Origin of the sequence: Paenibacillus sp. FSL M7-1046, from assembly GCF_038007405.1 — a bacterium.
Classification (GTDB): domain Bacteria; phylum Bacillota; class Bacilli; order Paenibacillales; family Paenibacillaceae; genus Paenibacillus_AQ.
Genome location: NZ_JBBOXB010000001.1, coordinates 4,628,858 through 4,644,416, shown reverse-complemented (window position 1 = coordinate 4,644,416; position 15,559 = coordinate 4,628,858). Strand labels below are relative to the sequence as shown.

General features: G+C 48.2%; 16 protein-coding genes. 3 read left to right on the top strand and 13 right to left on the bottom strand.

Features of this window, described 5'->3' with window-relative positions; all coding sequences use genetic code 11:
- Positions 1-227 precede the first annotated feature (227 nt).
- Complete coding sequence (locus tag NYE29_RS20435) at positions 228-947, top strand: Crp/Fnr family transcriptional regulator (protein ID WP_379140765.1); 720 nt, start codon at positions 228-230, stop codon at positions 945-947.
- A 151-nt stretch (positions 948-1,098) separates the two neighbouring features.
- On the opposite strand, the gene NYE29_RS20430 is transcribed toward NYE29_RS20435, so the two are convergent.
- The 11 genes from NYE29_RS20430 to NYE29_RS20380 all read right to left on the bottom strand — a co-directional run bounded on the left by NYE29_RS20430 (position 1,099) and on the right by NYE29_RS20380 (position 11,298).
- Positions 1,099-1,587, bottom strand: a complete 489-nt coding sequence (locus NYE29_RS20430) for an NUDIX hydrolase (RefSeq protein WP_340897271.1) — start codon at positions 1,585-1,587, stop codon at positions 1,099-1,101.
- Positions 1,588-1,728: 141 nt separating this feature from the next.
- Positions 1,729-2,520, bottom strand: a complete 792-nt coding sequence (locus tag NYE29_RS20425; RefSeq protein ID WP_340897269.1) for a formate/nitrite transporter family protein — start codon at positions 2,518-2,520, stop codon at positions 1,729-1,731.
- 29 nt (positions 2,521-2,549) lie between these two features.
- The gene (nirD, locus tag NYE29_RS20420; RefSeq protein ID WP_038594983.1) at positions 2,550-2,891 is read right to left on the bottom strand and encodes a nitrite reductase small subunit NirD; all 342 of its coding nucleotides are present in this window, start codon (positions 2,889-2,891) and stop codon (positions 2,550-2,552) included.
- 25 nt (positions 2,892-2,916) lie between these two features.
- Entirely contained in the window at positions 2,917-5,343 is a 2,427-nt protein-coding gene (gene nirB / locus NYE29_RS20415; protein ID WP_340897266.1) for a nitrite reductase large subunit NirB, read from the bottom strand.
- Positions 5,344-5,569: 226 nt separating this feature from the next.
- Entirely contained in the window at positions 5,570-6,268 is a 699-nt protein-coding gene (locus NYE29_RS20410) for a hypothetical protein (protein ID WP_340897264.1), read from the bottom strand.
- A 197-nt stretch (positions 6,269-6,465) separates the two neighbouring features.
- On the bottom strand, positions 6,466-7,134 hold the full coding sequence (ric, locus tag NYE29_RS20405) for an iron-sulfur cluster repair di-iron protein (RefSeq protein WP_340899765.1): 669 nt from the start codon (positions 7,132-7,134) through the stop codon (positions 6,466-6,468).
- A gap of 194 nt (positions 7,135-7,328) precedes the next feature.
- On the bottom strand, positions 7,329-8,459 hold the full coding sequence (locus NYE29_RS20400; protein WP_340897263.1) for a MerR family transcriptional regulator: 1,131 nt from the start codon (positions 8,457-8,459) through the stop codon (positions 7,329-7,331).
- A 21-nt stretch (positions 8,460-8,480) separates the two neighbouring features.
- A complete protein-coding gene (locus NYE29_RS20395; protein WP_340897260.1) occupies positions 8,481-9,203 on the bottom strand; it encodes a hypothetical protein in 723 nt (240 codons plus the stop codon).
- 368 nt (positions 9,204-9,571) lie between these two features.
- On the bottom strand, positions 9,572-9,889 hold the full coding sequence (locus NYE29_RS20390; protein ID WP_038594991.1) for a winged helix-turn-helix transcriptional regulator: 318 nt from the start codon (positions 9,887-9,889) through the stop codon (positions 9,572-9,574).
- Positions 9,890-10,014: 125 nt separating this feature from the next.
- Positions 10,015-10,338 carry a hypothetical protein gene (locus NYE29_RS20385; protein WP_340897257.1) on the bottom strand — a complete coding sequence of 108 codons (324 nt, stop codon included), beginning with the start codon at positions 10,336-10,338 and terminating at the stop codon, positions 10,015-10,017.
- A 24-nt stretch (positions 10,339-10,362) separates the two neighbouring features.
- A complete protein-coding gene (locus NYE29_RS20380; protein ID WP_340897255.1) occupies positions 10,363-11,298 on the bottom strand; it encodes a Gfo/Idh/MocA family protein in 936 nt (311 codons plus the stop codon).
- Positions 11,299-11,433: 135 nt separating this feature from the next.
- Between NYE29_RS20380 and NYE29_RS20375 the strand changes: the two genes are divergently transcribed.
- Positions 11,434-12,042, top strand: coding sequence for a TVP38/TMEM64 family protein (locus tag NYE29_RS20375; protein WP_340897253.1), 609 nt, complete (start codon positions 11,434-11,436; stop codon positions 12,040-12,042).
- A 170-nt stretch (positions 12,043-12,212) separates the two neighbouring features.
- Positions 12,213-13,199, top strand: coding sequence for a peptide-methionine (S)-S-oxide reductase MsrA (gene msrA, locus NYE29_RS20370; protein ID WP_340897252.1), 987 nt, complete (start codon positions 12,213-12,215; stop codon positions 13,197-13,199).
- A gap of 83 nt (positions 13,200-13,282) precedes the next feature.
- Here the strand turns inward: msrA and NYE29_RS20365 are convergent, their stop codons facing one another.
- Together NYE29_RS20365 and NYE29_RS20360 are read right to left on the bottom strand one after the other, a co-directional pair.
- The gene (locus tag NYE29_RS20365; protein WP_052092225.1) at positions 13,283-13,897 is read right to left on the bottom strand and encodes a hypothetical protein; all 615 of its coding nucleotides are present in this window, start codon (positions 13,895-13,897) and stop codon (positions 13,283-13,285) included.
- A gap of 138 nt (positions 13,898-14,035) precedes the next feature.
- Positions 14,036-15,178 (bottom strand): DUF4349 domain-containing protein, encoded by a 1,143-nt coding sequence (locus NYE29_RS20360; protein ID WP_076108839.1) that lies wholly within the window; start codon positions 15,176-15,178, stop codon positions 14,036-14,038.
- Between the last annotated feature and the right edge of the window lie 381 nt (positions 15,179-15,559).

Sequence of the window (15,559 nt, the reverse complement as noted above, 5' to 3'; positions counted from 1 at the left end):
TATGTGCATTTTTACGGAGTTGAAGGAATCCTGCAGTTTAGGATATGATCAATGAAGTTGAGCAGCCCTGAAAAGCATATTAAATCTCACACGTTTGAAGTGAAAATTATCACAATGTTAAAAATTCGACACTTTTTGGCGAAAATTTTTACCCATAATGAGGGATTTCAAGGTATAATTAATTTAAAATTTACTGAAAAACTGAGGGAATAAAGGGGATGTCGATTATGATCAAGGAACATTATAATGTTATCGAAGCCCACGGGAATACAAACTGTTTCTCCGAACAGAACTTCAACAGACTTCTTGTCACAATGAAAGAACGCATGGTCCCTGAAGGATCTCACTTGTTTTGGGAAGGCGACTACTCGGATAAATTGTTTTATATCAAACGTGGACGTGTTAAACTGACCAAATCTACTGACGAGGGTAAGGAACTTATTCTTTATATGTATCAGGCTGGTGATATGGTAGGCCAAGCAGACCCTTTCTTCAGCACGAAGCACAGCTTCACCGCAGAAGTGATTGAGGAGAGCGAGGTTGGTGTGATTGAGCAGAAGGATCTGGAGATTCTGATCTGCCAGCACTGTGATTTCGCCATCGACTTTATGAAATGGATGGGCATTCACCACCGTCTCACCCAGACGAAATTCCGTGATTTGATGATGTACGGCAAACCTGGCGCACTTTGTTCTACGCTGATCCGCCTCGGCAACACTTACGGCGAGAAGAACGGCGACAACATTCTGATCAACAAAAAAATTACGCATACGGATCTGTCCAACATGATCGGCGCTACCCGTGAGAGCGTCAACCGGATGCTAAGCGACCTTCGCAAGAAAGACGCTGTGGAATACGAAAACGGCATGATCGTAATTAAAGATCTTGGCATGCTGCAGGAAATCTGCCACTGTGAATTATGTCCGAACGAAATTTGCCGTATTTAATTTCCTTGTAATAATACCCTCTATTCTCCTCAATGAAACATATAGGGCCCAAATTTTCTTCACAATAAAGATAGAGTGGTCTAAGACGCTTGCGGGCGTCTTTTTTTCCGTTTGTATTGCCTTAAGACAGAGTTCCATTTGTGAAGCTATACTACATGGAGCCTCTTTTCATCTCCCATTCCCCATAATATCCAGCCTCTGGAGATAAGCTGCCTCCGCTTAGCCAACCCGCTGCAAGTACCGCCACTGGTGAAGCCGAATCCAGCGTAATGGCTGCCAGATCCACCCACTCCATCCCCAGTGAATCCTGCTCCGCGAATACGCCGATAGTAACAGCATGTTGAGGGTCCGTGATATCCACAGTATACAGCGCTGCGATGTGATGCATATGTGTAAAGTCATTCTCCTGATAGCGTACAAAAAAATCAAAGGTGCCCAGACTGTCTCTCACCTTTACAGACAACCCGGTTTCCTCCACAAATTCTCTGACCAAGCCATCAGCCAGCGATTCATTCTCCTCCAGCCTTCCCCCGGGAAGATCATATCTTCCGGTGTAAGCCCCTCTTCCTTTATGTATGACCAGCAGCCTGCCCTCGCGTTCACAAATTCCATAAACCCCAAAATGATTGAAGCTCTTCATCGCAGATCTCTCCCTGTAAAAAATAACAATATGACTTAATGTAAAGTCCCAGTGCAGATACAGTTTAACAAAAAAACTGTCCTGCGGGCTATGACCCACAAGACAGTTATAGTTGCTTGCTATTCAAAACTTATCATTACCTTAACGTTTGCCTCGGGCAGCACGCACCGGTGAAATCAGCCAATAGGCCATACCAACAAACACACCACCACCGATGATATTGCCCAGGGTAACAGGAATCATGTTATGCAGCCAGCCGGCAATGCTGATGGTCTCCGGATGGTTCGGCAGCAGTACGGCTACGCTTAGCAGTGTCATGTTAGCCACACTGTGCTCATATCCGCTGGCGATAAAGGCGAACAGACACCACCAGATCAGCACCAGTTTTGCCGCTTCACTTTTCGCACGCGAGGACATCCACAAGGCCAGACAGACCAGCCAGTTACAGAGGATACCGCGGAAGAACAGCTCCGAGAAGGGCAGTGTCATTTTTTTGGCGGCAGCGGTAAAGATCAGATGCTCAGCAGGAGCTGCATTGAACAGGCCCGTTCCTTGAATCAGCAGCGCCAGAATGACCGCACCGGCAACATTGCCGACAAATACAATAATCCAGTTCTTTACCGTATCCCAGACACTGGTTCTTCCGGCAAGTGTACTTACGGTAAAAAACATATTGTTCCCGGTAAACAGCTCAGATCCGGCAAATACGACCAGTGTCAGTGCAATCCCGAAGGAGGTGCCCATCACAAGCGGCTGAAAAGGAGATTTGGCCGCCGCTAGCGGTGCGCCGAGTGAGAAAATAAGAATGATTCCGATCCCAACGTAAGCCCCGGCCAATAATGCAGCCAGAAAATACCTCGGCAGACTCTCGTTCATTTTGTCGCGTTTGCCTACTGCTGTTTCTACGATGTTCTCGACACTTTGCGTAAACATCTCTCCACCCCGCCATTCCTCATCTTAATTTAGCTTTGAAAAACTGCCTGTTGCAGGCTGACTTTCACGATATCTCCGTCCAGAGAAACGGGAAAGGTTGCTACTGTACCGTGGTCCGGTGCCTGAACCTCGCCGCTGCGAAGGTCAATCTTCCAGTCATACAGCGGATCGTACAAATAATGTCCCGATACGATTCCCTCAGCGAGAGGCCCACCCTTGGGATGAGGGCTGCTGTTCTCTACGGCATAGAAAGCTCCGTCCGAGGTGCGGAATATGGCCAGCTCCAGATTCCCGGCTGTTACAACACGTCCAATTTGCGGCAGGAAACTCTGTACCGGTCCTACGGCGTATTCTTGTTTTGCGCTATCCATTGTTCTCTCTCCTTTTGGGTTATGATTAGACTCTTGCCTTCTCAAACAGCGCGGTGCGGGTGCTGTCGTCATTCAGCATTTTTTTCCAAGGATCAGTTACCTGAGCCAGGGCAAAATCAATCCGTGCAGCCAGCTCCTTGCGGTTGTCCTCATTGTTCAGAATCACGTTCTGGATATTTTCCAGTCCCATGCGTTCGACCCACTCCGAGGTTCTTTCCAGGTAGTTCCCGGTTTCACGGTAGTACTGAATCACGGCGGAGCAGATTTCGATCAGCTCATCATCGGTTTTCACCTTGCAGAAGGCATCGGCTATCCGCGGTTTGATCCCGCCGTTGCCGCCAATGAACACTTCCCAGCCGCCGTCGTTGCCGACGATGCCGATATCCTTCGTGCAGGATTCCGCACAGTTGCGCGGACAGCCGTTGACTGCTATTTTGAATTTGGCCGGCAAATCAAGGCGTTCATATTTACGTTCAATAAAAGCTCCCATACCCATGGAATCCTGTGTCCCGAAGCGGCAGAACTGCGAACCCACACAAGTTTTTACCGTACGAAGCGATTTCGCATAGCCATAACCGGAAGGCATATCCAGCTCTTCCCATACTTTAGGCACATCCTCTTTTTGGATACCGACCAGATCCAGACGCTGACCACCGGTCACTTTTACAACCTTCACGTTATATTTCAAGGAAACATCGGCAATTCGTCTCAGGTCTTCCGGTGTAGTTACCCCGCCGTACATCCGTGGAATAACGGTAAAGGTACCATCTTTCTGGATGTTCGCACTCATCCGTTCGTTGACGAACCGCGATTCCTTCTCATCCTCATGGGTGTCCGGGTAGATCATGCCAAGATAATAGTTCACAGCCGGACGACATTTGGAGCAGCCTTCCGCTTGTTTCCAGCCCAGCACATTCATGACCTCTTTGGTCGTTTTCAAGCCTTTAGCGGTAATCTCTGCTACAATCTCATCGCGGCTCAAGGTGGTGCATCCGCAAATCCCCTGCTTCGCACTTTCCTGGAAGCTGTCACCGAGAACAAACTGCAGAATCTGCTCGACAACCGGCTTGCAGCCACCGCAGGAGCGGGTAGCTCCGGTGCAGGCTTTAATTTCGTCTACCGTGGTAAAACCGTTCTCCGTAACGGCATCGACGATCACCTTCTTGGTCACGCCGTTGCAGCCGCAGACGATCTCCTCATCAGCCATCGCTTCGACCGACAAGCCTTTTTTTGCACCGCCTCCGCCGCAGCAGCCCGTGCCCATTACTTCGCCATAAATTTCGTCGGTCATTTCGGTGCCCTGCTTGACCAGCTTCTGCAGACTGGCAGACTCAGTCACATCGCCGAACAGGACTGCACCGACAATAATATTGTTTCTGAGCAGAATTTTCTTATAGGTTCTCTTCCATTCATCTTTAGCCGAAATGACGGTATGTTCCGCTGTTTCAGTGAAATCACCGGCAGAGAAGACATCCACCCCCGAGATCTTCAGCTTGGTGGCTACGACAGAACCTTCATACGGTTGGGTGGAGGCGCCGCACAAATGCTTCGCCAGCACCATACCCTGCTCGAACAGTGGAGCTACCAGCCCGTAGCAGGTGCCACGGTGCTCTGTACATTCTCCTACAGAATAGACATTCGCCATCGAGGTCTGGAGATAATCATTCACAACAATTCCGCGGTTCACCGTGATGCCGCTGTCTTTGGCCAGCTGGACATTAGGTTTGATTCCGACCGCCATCACTACAAAATCTGATTGCAGCTCAGTACCATCGCTGAAACGCAGGCCGTTTACCCGTTCCTCCCCGGTCAGCTCAACCGTCTGTTTGCCCATAGCAAACTTCACGCCCTGGCGCTCAAGCTCAGCTTGAAGCATGGAGGAAGCAGTATGGTCAAGCTGACGCTCCATCAAATCCTCCAGCAGATGCACAACGGTAACATCCATACCGAGGTTCACAAGTCCTTTGGCTGCTTCAAGACCAAGCAGTCCGCCGCCAATCACCGCCGCTGTGCGGTATTGTTGTGCCGCAGCCAGCATGGCGTCGCAATCCGCAATGTCACGGAAGCCTACAACTCCGTCCTTTGTGCTGCCCGGTACCGGCAGAATGAATGAATTTGAACCTGTTGCAATAATAACTTTATCGTAAGGAACCGACATTCCATTATCTGTAATGATCTGACGGGAGGCTTCATCAATCCGGACAACAGTGGTTCCAGTATGCAGAGTAATATTGTTATCCTCGTACCACTGGCGGTCGTTCAGAATGATATCTTCAATGCTCTTGCTTCCTTCGAGGACATAGGACAGCATTATCCGGTTGTAGTTGGGATGAGGCTCGCTTCCAAAGATCGTAATATCATAAGCGCCGCCAAGCTTAAGGATCTGTTCGATAGTGCCTACGCCAGCCATACCATTCCCTATCAAAACTAACTTTTCTCTCTCCACGGTCACTGTTAAGACCCTCCTCAATGCTTCTGGATTTCTTCATATACATATCTGATAACAAAATTATACGTTTTAAATTTGAAGAGCATTTGTGATTAGAATCACAATAAATGTGAATCTTTTCACATATTTTTATGCCAGCGTATGTAAGGTTTTTTGGTGAAACAAAAATAGCCAGCTTCCCTTATGCTTCCTCTTGCATTAAGGACATCTGGCTATGATACTTAACATCTTACCGGAGAACCAGTGAAATCTCGAGTACATCTTGAGGTCTGAGTTTCATATCAATTCCGCTGTCAAGCAGCGTCTTGTCGTTCACTTTCAGCTTCCAGTCTTCACTGGTGAGCGGCGTGTACCCCATGACCGTGAGTACCGTCTTGTTGTCTTCCGCCAACTGAACAATTCCGCTGCTCTTCAGCAGACCCCGGACAGACAGGTCCTCGCTATAAGATAAAATATGTGAATGTGTCAGTTCAGGCTGCTCACTCCCGCCGTTCACTGTAAGAATAATGGGCAGAAGCGGGGCATCTCCGGCTGCCGGCTTCGCAGTAATAACAATCGCCTGCTCCCGCGAGACTGGACTATTCCAATCGGTTATGATTTTGCCGCCAAGCTGAATCTGCCAGATCATGTCCGGGGCAAGAAAAATTTTATTGACTGCCAATATGCTAAATCCGTCTTCGGCAAAAGTAACGACACCGCTACTCTTCAGCAGCTCTATAAGCGTTATTCCTGGCTTGTATGCTTCGCTGAGCTGTCTCCCCGAATTCCCTGCCAGCTCATTATCACCGGCCATTAGTGAAAAAGCAGGGCCTGCAGCCCCGGCTGCGGCATTGTTTCCGTTCGCATCTGAACCAAATGCCGAGCATCCGCCTAACGTCGCAATGATAATTAATCCTAACCATAAACGCCACAGAAATTTCGTGGACATTCCCGGCACCGCCCTCTTCCGCCCGATCATAACCTCAATCATTCTCTCAGGTCTTTAGTCATTATGTATACTATCTTTTAAGAATAACGCAAACTAGCTTTGTTCTCAAACGATAAATTTCGGGCATTAATCAGGCAGCGAAGCGGTGCAGAAGAAAAAAAGTCCCCGCAGGGACTTTGAGAACAGCATGCTCTATTTTACTGATAACGCAGGAACAAGATGTTATTCTCCAGATGCACATGCTCGAAGGTCATTCCCTCTAACTCCTCCAGGCGGGCATAGGTCAGGCGGTAGGTTGTGCAGGCATGCTCTGGCGGAGTGAAGTCGTTCGTAACTCTGCGGAGCTCCCGCAAAATCTCACCGGCTCCGTCATGCTCTTCTTCCAGCGTATGCAGCAGCCCGCGCAGCTCGGCCAATCCTTCTTCGCTCGGATTCTCGGAGTAGGCCAGCATCTTAGGGAATTCGGATTCCTCCTCCTTCGCTGTATGCTGCAGCAAATCTTCCCGCAGGAGGTTAAACAACCGGTAAACTTCGCCCAGATGCGGAGAATCCTCGCCATGGACGCGGAATACCTTGGTTACATTCTGACTGATCAGGGGCAGCTCTTCGCGCAAGTACCGGTGATGCTTGTTCACAATATACTCAACCAGCTCAGCGGAAGATGCCTCCTTCCATGCAGTGTCTACATCAAGCACAGGATGCTCTTTCAGCAGCTTATGCAGATCTGCAAGCAGTGTCTCCGGGTCAAGCCCTTTCTCAGCTGCCACTTCGGCCAGCGGCTTTGCACCCCCGCAGCAGAAGTCGATCCGCTGTCCCTTGAAATAATCTGCCGCCTTCGGGAATTGCAGTACAATATCTCTGACCATGTCCGCTCCGGTAAACTGGATAGGCGCTGCCGCAGAATCGCTTCCCGCATTGTCCCGTGTTCCTGTAATTGTATTATTGAATTGATTGGCCGTCATAATGGCCCCTCCCTTACGTTATTGGTTTCTGTTACCCTTCCACCTTAACGCCCAGAGAAGCTCAAGCTAGTGATTGAACGCACTGAATATATAAAATTTTATTGAACGTCAAATGTAATATTTGATAACTTTGAAAATTCCGAAAGCTCTTCCACTTTTTCATTATAAGCACAAAACGCTTTGCTTAGAATTTTTAGATTTTTAACAAACTTATCATAATATCCAATTTCATTCATCAATCCCCTCATCCCTTCGGATAGATTTGTCAATCTTATATATTCTGCCTGCATATCAGGATCGTGTTTTAATCGGTGAATATAATCAGAAATTTTCTCTCTTTCGTTTACAAGTCCCTCGTCTGTTATGGTAAGCCGTTTCTCGATATAGTCATTAATATGTTTTTCATACTTTTCAATATCTTTAATTGTCAGCTTTTCATACATGTCGACTATTTCCTGTGGATATTTTATCACTTCGACTTCATCTAAGAATTTAACTATGGAAATCCACGCTTCCTCTTTTTCCGGCGTATCTATAGGTTCATTTAAGAAAGAACTGTATTGCATGATCAACATCTTCCCAAAGTTCCCTGGAAAAATACGCTCAATCTGCTTTTTCATAAAACCCTCTCTGCTACGCTCATCCAGCTCAAGAGTTTTATTCAGCACCGATAGTTGTTGTGTTAATTGCAGAAGTCCAATCTCATCAGAATCGAAACTGCCCAGGCTGGATCGAAGCACATTTTTGCTTTTTTCAAGTCTTTTGATCTCATTGTCAAGTCTTACTAAGTGTTGTTCTAAACAATCTTTTAACCTTTGAGGGTTCGATATCATGGTTTTGATATCCTTTAGAGGTACATCAAATTGTCTCAAAACTGATATTTGCACCAATACACCGGCATCACTTTGCGAATACTCCCGATAATTGTTTTCAGGATTAACATGAGGGCTTAGTAACCCTTCTTCCTCATAATAGTTTATTGCTTTTTTGGTAAGGCCCGTAATATCCATAATCGCACTTATTTTCATCAATAACACCTCCTTGTAATAAAATAAGCTAATACCCAAGGGAACAGTCAATAACTTATTTTCACAGCCATTGTTCAGATTGTCCGTACTTATTACTCTCAGCGATTTCAAGCCCAACTCAAAACAGCGCGCACCGATTGTGCCGGCACGCGCTGTTGTCATAGACATTCCCACTGGTTTATTTTTATATATTCTTACCATCCTTCTTGTTACCAAGCTTCGTTATCGAACCGTAGCCTGCATATACGTCCGTTTACCCTCAGAATCCTTCAAATAAGGTCCCAGACCGGCAAAGCGGGAATGGTCTACATAGACTCCTGTCATCCATCGGCCCTCAGTCAGGCCGCCATTCCACTGCAGTACAAGATCGGGAGCTGCGATCCATTCCTGATACACCCTTATGTTCTTTTCTTTATATTCTTTGCTGGGTTTGCCAATCTCGGCCAGCCTTAGATTATTCATATAGGTCGGTACGAAATACGTGGAAATCGTATCGAGATCATCGCCATCCAGAAAGGCTTCTTCGCCCAAGTATGGCTGAAACAGCACCGTATTCTCATATAGCGACCATATTACAGCCTGCAGCACCATGCTCTGCCGGATGCCATTATGGAAGGTGAACCTGCGCTGCTGGCTGGAGCTGAGATTGTCCGGGACTGCCGATGGTTCCAGGCAATGCCGTTCACAGCCGATGCATTTCCAGCCGGCCGGGCTCTGGATCCATTTCTGAAACACGCTCCCGCTATCGTTATCTCCCTTGTATAAGGAGGATATGATTTCGTAGGGCACTCCAATCCACGCATCCCATAACGAGCCGGGAAGATGTCCGTGCAGCATAAACAACGTCTTGTCGTAAATGAGCTGAACTTTAATTGAGGCGGTCTCCAGCTCGGCAACATCGTCTTTTCCATATGTTATTTCCCGGGAAAACAAGGTGGTTTTCATCTTCCTCGCCTCCTAAAAGTTTTGTTAGCGTTACTTCTATCGAGTCCACTACGACAAAACTACTTCGAAAGCATACACTTAGTTTTGTTAGCGTTACTTCTATCGAGTCCACTACGACAAAACTTACTTCGAAAGCATACACTTAGTTTTGTTAGCGTTACTTCTTCGAGTTCACTACGACAAAACTACTTCGAAAGCATATTCATATATTTGGTAACGCTCACACACGTCCGGCTACAGTTTTTTCTATTATATTATATCCTGCGGTTGATTGTGCAAGTTTTATTTGAATAAATTTGAATAAATTTGAAAAAGCCCCTTTTCCAAGGAGCGGAAAAGAGGCGATCAATAGGACGCTGAAGCGCGGGCTACTCGACCCAGCTCTCTGCCCAGGACTGAATTTGCTGCATAACCGGCTCAAGTGCGCGGCCCTTAGTGGTTAATTCGTACTCGATGCGCACCGGAGTTTCCGGATACACATGCCTTACCAGAATACCCTCACATTCCAGATCCTTCATTCGTTCGGACAGCATCTTATCGCTCATTGATGGAATCAGGCCGGAAATATCCTTAAAACGTTTCGGTCCACTCATCAATGTCTGGATAATCAGCCCATTCCAACGTTTGCCTAAGAAAGAGAAGGCCGTTTCGAATCTTGGGCACATCGTCAGCTGATGTTCTTCCATTGTTCTCACCTCTCACTTGTGAAACTTACAATTAGTTAGTATATATAATTTTACCACATTTATAGCGTAATGAACATCGTTTACCAAAAAAAAGTTCATTAGCCTACCTTATTATATCCCTGATGTCAATCCACGGTGCCTTGCAGCGGCTTTCGCTGTGCAATCGCCTCGGTTACCACGTAAGCCAGATCATCGTTACTATAGAGGGAGAACACTCCAAGAACCGTATCATCGGAGATAAATCCTGCTTCCTCCTCGGGTACAGTCAGCGCCAGTGCCCTGCTGAGCGCGGCATTGCCCTCCTGCTGCGGGTAAGCCTGCAGATACAGCGCATGCGGGTCTAATTTATTGTTCACACACCATTGGGCAAACACGAGAATCATCATTTCCTCATCCCGTTTGTAGCTTTCGATAATCTGCTCTTCCATTGATTTGCTGTACTCGTCCATAGTGTGCTCCTTTCTGCTCTTCTGTCATTCGGCAAGCTTTGCTGCCAGCACATGGCTGGGCAGAACGGCGGAAGCTGAGATGCTGCATTGCTCCGGGGTATGAATATTGTTCAAAAAATGACTGATCACGCCGCTGAAGCCTCTCCGCTCCAGAATCGTATCCCAGCTTCCGAAGCTTTGGTTGCGTGGCAGGGAACCCTTCTCGAATAACGTAACCTTCTCCATGTCCACCACTTCTACTGATCTGCCGTTTCCGTGCAGCTCCAGCTTCTCAAGGTCAGCTCCGGCATCCCTGACCATACTGTACATTCCGCTCTCCCCGCTGGTCCATGACAGCATTCCGGAGGATTGAAGCAGCCTGCCTTCCCGATCGGACTTAAGGCTGCTGTGAAGCAGCTCATAATCCCCGCCGCAGAGCCAGAGCAGCAGGTCCAGCATATGAATCAGATCATCATGCACAGTTTCACGGCTGCTGCCGGATTGCAGCTTCGTGCGGTGTTTGACCGCCTGACAATGGCTGATACCGCCGGCTTTGGCTAGCCAGGCCTTGGCTGCCATATACATCGGGGCATACCGGCGGTTGAAGCCTACACCCAGAAGCAGTCCTTTGTCTTCGGCCTGCTCGGCCATCCGCCGGGATTGTTCCAGCTCATAAGACAGCGGCTTATCCACATACACCGATAATCCGTGCTCCAGGCACTGGGTCACAATCTCATAATGAGTAGGCGTGGGACTGTGCACGAAGACCGCATCAAGATCCCAGGACAGCAGCTCATTTAGATCGGTGGTGCCTTTGGGCAGGCGGTACATACGGACCGCTCCCTGAACCGTCGCCGGAGAATGGCTTAGCACTCCAACTACCTCGGCCTGGTCATGACGGGAGAGCAGCGGCAAATAGACTTTACGGGCGATATCCCCAATGCCGACCATCGCCACTCTTTTACGTGCAGTGTTATTCATCGTAGCCTCTCCCTCTTCTGTCATTCTTAGATGTATTATACAGTGACAAGCTCATTCGACAAATGATCTTTGCTTCATTAATTACTTTTTTTTCAGTATGATGAGATGAATGAACGGAAGAAAGGGAATAGTAGAATGAGAAAATGGCTGATGGCTTTGCTGTATGTTGCGGGTGTAATCCTTGCGTTTATCTATAGAAATGAAATCCTGGGCTGGCTGCGGGAGGATCACAATCTCCTCCTGTCGATCGGCGCGGCCACATTGCTGGCCTTTATTCCTGTCATACCCTATAAGGCTGTCATCGCTTTATTCGGATATGCCTACGGAAGTGTAGCCGGCGCAGCCATCTGCTGGTTAGCGACCACTATAGCTGCCGCGCTCGTGTACGGCATCGTAAAATATATATTTCAAGACAGGGCCGGTACATACTTAGCCTCTATACCACTGCTTGAGAAATTCTCGTCTGCCGTGCAGCGGCGCCCCTTTGCTTCCATTGTGCTTGCCCGCCTGACTCCGGTAATTCCGCAAATGGCGGTGAACATCTACGCCGGTGTATCCGGACTGCACTTCTGGAGTTATCTCGCCGCTACCGGCCTAGGCAAAATCCCTGGCATATCGCTGTACGCCTTTCTTGGAGGACAGCTGTTCCTCCATCCGAAAAGCGCTGTTATAGCTATTCTGGTCTATGTCGCCGTAATCGCACTGGCCGTATGGTCCCTTAGGCCCCGCCGTTCCTTGGGATAAAGAGTCAACGGAGCACACATGTGGCAGTGTGAGTCCCGGCAGCTATGAGGATGTTGCTTACAAGCATTCCGCCACACGAATGCCATCCGCTGGCAGAGTGATCGAATTTGCTTTATAATTAAATTGAATTGTGATCTATTTAATTGCATTCTATGAATGGAGGGATATTTATGAGTGATGTTCAGTCTAACCATATAGGCACCAAAACAGAAAAAGCGACTTTTGCGGGAGGCTGTTTCTGGTGCATGGTATCTCCTTTTGAGGAGCTGCCGGGTATTGTCGAGGTCCTCTCCGGCTATACAGGCGGGCATACAGTCAATCCGACCTATGAAGAAGTGTGCTCAGAAACGACCGGCCATGTTGAAGCGGTACAGATTACCTTTAACCCGGATATTTTCCCATACAGCAAGCTGCTGGAGCTGTTCTGGCAACAGATAGACCCTACCGATGCCGGAGGACAATTCTATGACCGCGGAACCTCTTACGGCACGGCAATATTCACCCATTCGGAGGAGCAGCGCCAGCAGGCAGAAGCTTCCAAGACTGCGCTACAGGCCAGCGGACGTTTCCCGGGGCCAATTGTAACCCCAATCCTGCCGGCCAAACCGTTTTACCCTGCCGAAGAGTACCACCAGGGTTATCATCATAAGAATCCCGGACACTACAAGCGTTACCGGAAGGGCTCCGGCCGGGATGCTTTTATCGAGAATCACTGGACACATCAGGAGGATAAGAACAGTCTGAAGGAACGTTTGACTCCGCTGCAATACGAAGTAACGCAGAACAGCGCTACGGAATCGCCTTTCCGTAACGAATTCTGGGATCATCATGGAGACGGTATATACGTAGATATCGTATCCGGTGAGCCGCTCTTCAGTTCCCATGATAAATTCGATTCCGATTGCGGGTGGCCCAGCTTTACCCGGCCGATCCGCGACTATTCAGTCAAGGAGAAAACCGATCTCAGCCACTTGATGATCCGCACGGAAGTGCGCAGCAAAACTGCCGATTCCCACCTTGGTCATGTGTTCAACGACGGTCCCGGTGAAAATGGCCTGCGGTACTGCATCAATTCGGCTGCCCTGCGTTTTGTGCCAAAAGAAGATCTGGAGAAGGAAGGCTATGGAGAGTACCGCGTACTCTTCCAGCATGCCTGATTCATAACGAACAGGAATTCTAAACATCTAACCCATACAAAAAAAAGAAACTCTGATTAGAGAGTTTCTTTTTTTGTATTTGCTTATGCAGGGTCAAGCTTCGTAATAAGTGGTGCAAAATTAATCACTGAGAATTTATTCGCACTGGTTGGATCACCACTGCCTACAGCAACCTTTTGTGTTGTTGAGAGGCTGCTGGTCCAAGGGGTGTAATTTGCCCCGGCTGTGTCCGTACGCAGCTGGGTTTGGGAGAAGCTGGCCTGGCTGTACGAGCTGGCGCCTTGATCCTCCACACCGTGTATCATTTTCACTTTGTTATACGTCCCCAGCGCCTTCGACGCATTGCCGACATCCTTGTGGTCGGTCCAAGGGAGCGCCGCACCATTCAGATACAAGGTGGCTTGACGCGTGGAATGATCATAAGTGAGCTTAAGGTCAACCGTCTGGCCTTTGGCAAGACTCGATACAACTTGGGAATCATAGTACGTGCTGGTTCCTCCGTAGGAGGCTCCAAGAAACACTTTGAACCCGAGGTAAGAGTAGGAAATCCCCGCTTCAATGGAGGCATCTCCGATGCCCAAGTACCAGTCGACGTAGCCGTTTACCGGATTAATCGTTGTCGGCAGAATAAGCTTTGTTGTTACCCCTGTGTAGCTGGCTGCATTGGTAATTGTTCTAACTGCTCCGTGTCTGTTCATTCTTATCCATCTCCCTATACATATTAGTTAGTAGAAGCTGGCGCGCCATCTTTGCTTCTCATCTATTAGGGAAATTTCAAAAGAGAATTACAACCAAGCTCCAAAAAAACTTATCATCCCATACAGGGTGACCATTCTTTATCCTTTATTCTCCGGTTCACCGCCATCTTCCTCGGGGGCAGTTCTATTCTCCGGCGCAGGCTCTGTGCTGCTGCGGTTCAGATTCTCCCTGTTCTGCTCCCGGTTGATCTGGCCGATCCGCTCCATATGCGTCTTCTCACGCTCCTTGGATTTTCTCCGGAACCAGAGGACAATCACTGTAACCACTCCGCCTACAAGGAGCACCGGAAGTGCCGCTGCAAGGAAAACAACCAGCCACTGCAACATAATAGACATAGCGTTCAGGCTGCTCTTGAGCGCATCCGATGCCCGCTCTAACAGCGGACCCTGCTCTTTCTTCTGCGTAACAGCAAGGCTTTCGTCCGTCTGATAGAGGCGGAGCTCCACGGTGGAGAAGGAGACATTTTGATCAATATAACGCATTCTGCCTTTAATCTGCTCGATTTCCTCCTGAATCGCTCCAAGCTGATTAGCGAAAGCGACCAGGTCGGCCGATTTGGTTGCTTTTTTCATAAACTCGATATACTGGTTCTCCATCAGCTGCTTAGCCTTAAGACGTGATTCCAGATCAACATATTCTTCTGAGACGTCCTGCCCTGTGATGCTTTGCTGAATGTTCTCATTCTTGATCTTCTCCAGATTATCCAGAAAAGACGAGAATCCGGAAGCCGGCACCTTCAGAATAAAGGTCCCGCCCTTCTCGTATTCAGACATATTCTCCGAGAATTCAATAATATAGCCGCCGGCCAAAGTAATCATGTTACGTACATCACTTTGTGCTGACGCATAGTCCTCCACTTCCATACTGAGGTTGGCCCGGTAGATAAGCTTCTTGTTCAGTCCGGCTACAACATCGCTCCCGGTAAATCCTGAAGGTTGTTCAGCACCCTGTTCTGTACCAAGATTCTTGGCTGTACCCGTCTTGTTCGCATCGGTTTTCTGATCCTGTCCGCCTGCTGTTACTGTAGCAGACTCCGCCGAAGAATCCTTTGATTGAACCGAAGCAGCCGCAGGTACTGAATCTGCCGCCCCTCCCTCAGAGAAGGTGTTCGCACTGAGTTGATCAGCAGCCGAGTTGCTGTCGTCGCCTGAACCGCAGCCTGCCAGCACAACTGCTAGAACCAATAAAGATATAAAGTAATGCAGACCCCATTTTCGCATTCTCATTCCTCCAAAAGTGTAGTGGAATTTCAGCTTCTTCTATATAAACTACCCCGGCGAAAGGCCCTTTGATCTCTGAGTCTCTTCCGCGTTATTTATTTGACGTTCCAAAAGCTGGAAGGTTGCAGGAGATTGGAGAATTCCGGACCTTTTTTGATGTTTATTCCCAAAATTAACACCGTTTACATCGCAAACAGGATCATTCGAATGCTGAATGATCCTGTTTGCGAAATGAGGCTTAATTTGCTACAATAATCGTGTCTGAAAAGACACGAAACACCAAAAACCCTCTATTCACAAGGAATAAGGGTATGGTTCTGTTCGGACAAGCTCCACCTTGCTGAACAGGACAAATCAAATCGTTCTTAATTATGTTGCCAA